The sequence below is a fragment of the Oleiphilus sp. HI0061 genome, from assembly GCF_001635675.1.
The window spans coordinates 1-5,985 of sequence record NZ_LWFE01000995.1 but is presented as its reverse complement, the minus strand read 5'-3'; the positions used below and the strand labels follow the sequence as shown (position 1 = coordinate 5,985).

The following is a 5,985-nucleotide window of genomic DNA, read 5'->3' as shown; positions in this document are numbered from 1 at the left end:
GCATGGATTTATAACTCGGGTTGAGCAGGATCGGTTTGCATTTGAAGTAGCCCAACAATGCAACGGCAACACAACGGTACTTGCGTTGCCGTATTCTGGATAGCTCCGCAAGTTCTTTATCATTTAGCGCGAAGTAAAACCGCTGATAAGACTCGTTGAAGGAAGGAACGCTGTATAAATCCTCGATTTCCGCGGCAGTGAGAATTGATAGCCGTTTGTCTCTGCTCATTCTTTGACCTAAAGGTCAAAGAAGATAACAAATTTTTGGTGAATTAGAAATTAATAGCCCTCTACAGGCCACGGCAGACGGGAGCTTCAGAGGGTTTTGCGATATATGGAGGCAAAATCCCTAGGACCCCAAGATGGGGGCATTACAGATTATGCTTTTGACTTACCTTTGTTGCCTAAAGATGGTTTTGTTCTGTTTCCACACTTTGCGAATATTCCGGTGCCGGGCTGGTTTGACAAGGGCTGGATCAATCAATATCGACCTTGGCGAAAACCGAGCAAAGCAAACTACGCCAAGACGATTATGCTGGTGCCATCAGAAGAATTTGTGGCCAGCCTGCCTTATAAGAAAATCCCTGATCGTCATGACTTCTTGAATCTAAGTGACCAAGAGCGAATAAGCTACTGGCGAAAGGTAGTGGCGCAAACAGAGGTCTTAACAGATGACCTGGCTACGATGCATTGGCAATCAAGAGTTGAGCCTCTGCCTTGGTAAGGCTTAGAGAGCTAGTTCTTAGTACTTTTTCCAATTCGCTAACTGAGTAAACTGTTCCACCGTCAGGTTCTCTGGTCGCAGCCCTGCATCGATATTCAAATCCTCAAGTGCTTCAGGTTCTACTGCGCCGCTGAGCGCATTACGTAGAGTTTTACGACGCTTAGTGAAGGCTGTGCGTACAATATGCTGAAGACGCTCTACCGATTCAACAGGATAAGGAAGCGTAGCATGCGGAACCAGGCGGACAATGGCTGACTCAACTTTTGGTGCCGGGTCAAATGATTCAGGGCCGACAATAAACAGTGGTTGAACACGGCAATAGTACTGAGTCATGATACCCAAGCGGCCATAGTGTGAAGTGCTCGGTGCTGCAGCCATACGCTCTACTACTTCTTTTTGTAGCATAAAATGCATGTCTTTCAGGTTAGTAATGCTTTCCAGCAAATGAAAGATGAGCGGTGTTGATATGTTATAAGGCAGGTTGCCGACGATTCTTAACTTATGTTCGTCATCTGCCAGTTGATCAAAGTCGAACTTCAAGGCATCTGATTCGTGAATGACGAAGTCGGGATAGTTAAAGAATTTTGTGCGCAGGATAGGGATCAAGTCACGATCAAGCTCTACGACTTGGAGATTTCCTTCGCTTGCCTCAAGCAAGGGTTCAGTAAGCGCACCAAGACCAGGCCCAATCTCTACCAAACGATCATCAGGTTGGGGGTTGATGCCGCTAATGATTCGGCTGATGACTGCGTCGTCATGAAGAAAGTTTTGACCAAAGCGCTTACGAGCCTGGTGACCTGCTTTCTGATTGTGTTTAGCCATCTTGCCTGCCTTCTCTTGAATTTTGGGTGTTAAACTGTTTGTTTAGCCTTGAGCGGACGCCATTTGCAAAGCGATATCTACGGCCGTTTTCAAACTACCGACATCTGCTTGCCCGCTGCCAGCGAGATCTAGTGCTGTGCCATGGTCTACTGAAGTACGGATGATCGGCAGGCCGAGCGTAATATTGACCGACTCACCAAAGCCATCGAACTTTAACACAGGTAGGCCCTGATCGTGATACATGGCCAGTACTGCATCGGCTTCTTCTAAGTATTTTTTATTGAATAAGGTATCGGCAGGTAAGGGGCCTAGTAATTCTGCCTGGCTCTTAAAGCTTGCCATAACAGGCGCAATAATATCGATTTCTTCCCTGCCCATATGGCCGTTTTCACCTGCATGAGGGTTTAAGCCTGCCACGAGAATACGTGGTTGCTTGATACCAAACTTGCTCTTCAGGTCGTCAATGAGAATCTGAATGACCTGTTTCAGGTTGTCAGGGGTAATATTACGACTAACTTCTGCTAAAGGAAGATGAGTCGTTGCTAGTGCCACTTTCATACGAGGGCTTGCTAGCATCATCACAACTTTACTAACGCCGCATCGCATTTGCAGGTGTTCGGTGTGCCCTGTGAAAGCAGTACCCGAGTCATTGATGATGCCTTTGTGTAAGGGGGCAGTAACCAAGGCATCGGCACGACCTGATGAGCAAGCATCAATCGCCTGGTCAAGGCATTCAACGACATAGGAGGCGTTGGCCACATTGAGCTGACCGGCTTGGCAAGGGCGAGCGAGCGAGACGTGTTGAATATATAGCCCAGGTTCATTTTGCCGAGAATACTCCTGCCAATCTTTTACTGAGAAGCCAAGATTCAAGAGTGCCGCCCGTTCTTCCATCATTTGCTTATCAGCAAAAATAAGCAGTGAACAGGCTAGCTCGCTTTGCGCTAGTTGAATGACTAATTCAGGGCCAATACCGGCTGGCTCACCAGGCGTGAGTGCCAGTACAGGAGGGGCGTTAGAAATATTCTCGGCCATGCTTAGGATTCTTCTGCAAACTCTTCTTTAATTTCGATATAAGCTTCGCCCTTTATTTCGAGCAGCCAGTTGGATAGCTCCTCTTCAAATTTGCGGCGATGTAGGGTTTGCTGAGCCTGGTTATTCTGAATCAACTCTGCCATATCTTTCACGCGTCGCTCTGTTACTTGAAGGATGTGCCAGCCAAATTGAGAACGGAAAGGCTCACTTAACTCGCCTACGTTTGTCTGAGTCATTGTTTGTTCAAAAGCAGGAACCATTTGACCAGGATTAACCCAATCAAGATTACCACCATCAATAGCGGAAACCGGGTCATCTGAATTGGACTTGGCTATGGCAGCAAAGTCGTCTCCACCCAGTAGGCGTTCGTGAAGTTTGTAGATGATTTCTTTTGCTTCTTCTTCAGTTCTAATCTCGCTTGGTGAAATCAGAATATGTCTGACTTGCGATTGCTCAATTAGCTTTTCCTGACCACCGCGTTTATCTAGCACGGTAACAATGTGGAAGCCACTTCCGGTACGAATAAGTGATGAGGGCTCCTGAATGGCCAAACTGGGTATGATGTCAGCTGCGATAGTTGGTAGCTCACTTTCTTTACGCCAGCCAATTACACCGCCTTCAAGTGCTTGGCGACCGTCAGATTGCGCAACAGCCGTTTTCTGGAAATCTTCACCTGCCTTGAGTTCTTTAAGAATGTTGTTTGCTTTATCTAGCGCTACTCTTTCTTGTTCTTTATCTGCTGATTCAGGGAGTGCGATTAAGATATGGCCAATCAAGTACTCAAGGCCAGATTGTGTTCGACCTTCTTTTGAGGCTAAGAATGCTTGAACCTCTTGCTCGGTGACTCTTACGCGTTGGTCAACCTGTCTTTTTTGAACTCTGGAGATGACCATTTCCCGGTGTATTTGTTCACGAGCACTGGCGTAGGTGTCGCCTTCTAGCTCAAGTTGCGCTTCAAACTGAGAGAGCGTCATGTTATTCGAACGAGCGATATTCTCTAGAGTGGTATTAAGCTGGGCATCACCAATACGAATACCGGTACGATTTGCCATTTGTAGCTGGATGCTTTCAAGAATTAATTGATCAAGCACACGCTGTCGCATAACTGACAACGAGGGAAGAGGGGTATTCTGGCGCTGTAAGCGTTTAGTGATCGAGTTTACACGTTGGGCTAGCTCAGACTGCATCACGATATCGTCATCGACAATGGCGATGACTTTGTCTAGAAGTACTGCATTTGGCCTCAGTTCAGGTCTAGAGTTTTCTTCAGCATGAGCCACAGAGGCCATACAGCTAAGTCCTAGTAGGGTGCTAAATAATAGGCTCAGAATTGAAGGTGATTTTTTGTGGGTGTGAGTAAACATCGCCATAACTATAAATAACTCTAATTTAAAATTTCTTCTCGGGCCGCATAGCCCGGAATATGTTGATCCATTCTACGGGTACTTTGTCCAAAACCGCCAACACCACTTAGTTGAAAACGGAACAAAAACCCATGTAAGACTTCGCTATCACTATCTAGATAAGATTGACTTAGCAATTGAACGCGCCAGCAGCAGCTACTATATTCAATGCCTGCAAGCGAACCAATGCTGCGCTCTTCCTCAAGGTCGTAACGAAGACGGCCTATTAGACTGGTTTGAGGATAAATAGGCGCAATAAAAGAGGTGTCGATTTGCTCTAGCTCACCCTGGATATAGCGATGGCTGAAATTCAGCACATGACGGTAGTCTTGACTGTGTAAGTGCAAACTCGTATTGCCTTCCTGGGTCTGGTTGTTTCTGGCATCCCATAAACCACTCGTTGCCAGCTCTACACCTGGATAGGGACGGAAGATAAACTCGGTCGCCAGCAGGGAGTCTTTGCGGTCGGCCTCTCCAACGCCATTTATGCCAACTTCGCGATCATCGTAGTGGTAAACCTGGCCAATGCTGACAATAGCTTTCTCTTGCCCAGTTTGCATGTCGGTCCAACGATTGGTGATACCTATCGTCAGGCTGTTATTGTCACCGACTCGATCACCGCCACTAAAGCGATAGGGACTAAACAGTCGCTGATAGTTGAAGCTAGGTAAGGTACTGTCGAAATTAGGAAGAGCATCTTGGTCTACGCTCTTGGCATTCACATAGTAAGCTCGTGGTTCCAAGCTGTGGCGAATCGTGGATGACTTGAAGAATTGGCTTTCACTGAATAAAGAACTTCGGTCGAAGAATAAAGCCGCATCAAGTTCATAAATTGGAATGGTGCGAGAGATATTATTGTCGACAGGCGTATAATCTTCAAGAAAGTAGTCGGTATGGTCGATACTTACAGATGGGCTGATATAGCCCCAGCTCTTAGATAAAGGCAATGATACCTTGGGCTGGTGTCGAACGCGTGAGCCTATAATACGTTCATCCCCGACGAGACCTTCCTGGTCACGATAGAAGTAGACATATTGGCTGTGCCAGTCGAGTTGCAGTTGTTTGTAGATAGAACCGAATTGATAATTTAGTTCAGGTAAGCGTTGATAAGCTTGTTCGCTTGCCAGCAGTGTTTCATCGATACTTTTGTATTGCTGCATCAAGAAGCTGAATCGCCAGTTATCCTCTGAATAATGGAGTTCAGCCCTTCGATCAAGGTTATCACTTCGGTTTATATTCAGCCCCTGGTTCAAATCATCCAGGTAGTCAAAGTCGCTGATCTGGCTATATTTGAGCGTGCCATACCAGCCGTCATGATGCGCATTGATATCCTGACTAAAGCTGAGGCCCCAGCGAGCGTCCGTGTCATCTGGGCCGATTGCTTTCTGCTCGCTATTATAGAACTTGTCTTTGCTGATGTAGCCTAAGTTGAGCTCGCTATTGGTATAAGTGCTAGCATGCCGAAGTTCTAGATCGGAATGTACCCCTCTGCCATGAACATAGCTGGGCGTAAACGTCGCATCGTAGTCGGGCGCTAAGTTAAAATAATAGGGGGTCGATAGAAATATGCCGTTCTCTGTATTTGAGGTACCGAATGAAGGATATAAGAAGCCCGACTTACGGCGGTCATCGATCGGAAACGAAAACCAGGGAATGTACATCACAGGCGTATCTTTAATCAGAAAACGGGTGTTTTTTGCTTGGCCGAAGCCTTCTTCTCTATTGAGAGAAATGTTTTCTGCAGCGAAGGCCCAGTCTCTTTTCTCGGGCGGACAGCTGGTAAATAAGCCATCATGAATGAGCAGCGTATTTTCGTCTGCCCGTGTTATTTCTGAAGCTTTGCCGTTAATTGAAGTTTTGGGGTTCGAGAAGCTGGCATTGATGACCGAAACTCTATCGCTGGTCATATTTACCGTTGCGCTGTCACCTTTTAGTATCAGATCGGGGCTGCTTAGTACGATGTCGCCTTTAAGTTCAGCTGTCTGGCTAATTTTGTTAATG

The 5,985-nt window shown here is 46.5% G+C and carries 6 protein-coding genes; 1 reads left to right on the top strand and 5 read right to left on the bottom strand.

Annotated elements, in window-relative coordinates; all coding sequences use genetic code 11:
- Positions 1-229, bottom strand: a 229-nt coding sequence (locus A3735_RS28895) for a DUF4158 domain-containing protein (protein WP_156499630.1), incomplete at its 3' end; no start/stop codon positions are given.
- 105 nt (positions 230-334) lie between these two features.
- On the opposite strand from A3735_RS28895, the gene A3735_RS11565 reads away from it, so the two are divergent.
- Positions 335-724 (top strand): hypothetical protein, encoded by a 390-nt coding sequence (locus A3735_RS11565; RefSeq protein WP_068509196.1) that lies wholly within the window; start codon positions 335-337, stop codon positions 722-724.
- Positions 725-742: 18 nt separating this feature from the next.
- Here A3735_RS11565 and rsmA read toward each other — a convergent pair whose 3' ends face one another.
- From rsmA to A3735_RS11545, 4 genes are all read right to left on the bottom strand, one after another.
- Positions 743-1,546: a 16S rRNA (adenine(1518)-N(6)/adenine(1519)-N(6))-dimethyltransferase RsmA gene (gene rsmA, locus A3735_RS11560; RefSeq protein WP_068511087.1), complete on the bottom strand. Its 804-nt coding sequence runs from the start codon at positions 1,544-1,546 to the stop codon at positions 743-745.
- Between the two features lie 42 nt (positions 1,547-1,588).
- Positions 1,589-2,581 (bottom strand): 4-hydroxythreonine-4-phosphate dehydrogenase PdxA, encoded by a 993-nt coding sequence (gene pdxA, locus A3735_RS11555; RefSeq protein ID WP_197470102.1) that lies wholly within the window; start codon positions 2,579-2,581, stop codon positions 1,589-1,591.
- A 2-nt stretch (positions 2,582-2,583) separates the two neighbouring features.
- Positions 2,584-3,870: a peptidylprolyl isomerase gene (locus A3735_RS11550; RefSeq protein ID WP_068511090.1), complete on the bottom strand. Its 1,287-nt coding sequence runs from the start codon at positions 3,868-3,870 to the stop codon at positions 2,584-2,586.
- Between the two features lie 95 nt (positions 3,871-3,965).
- Positions 3,966-5,985 (bottom strand): LPS-assembly protein LptD (locus A3735_RS11545; RefSeq protein WP_068638099.1); only part of this gene is annotated, 2,020 nt, incomplete at its 5' end.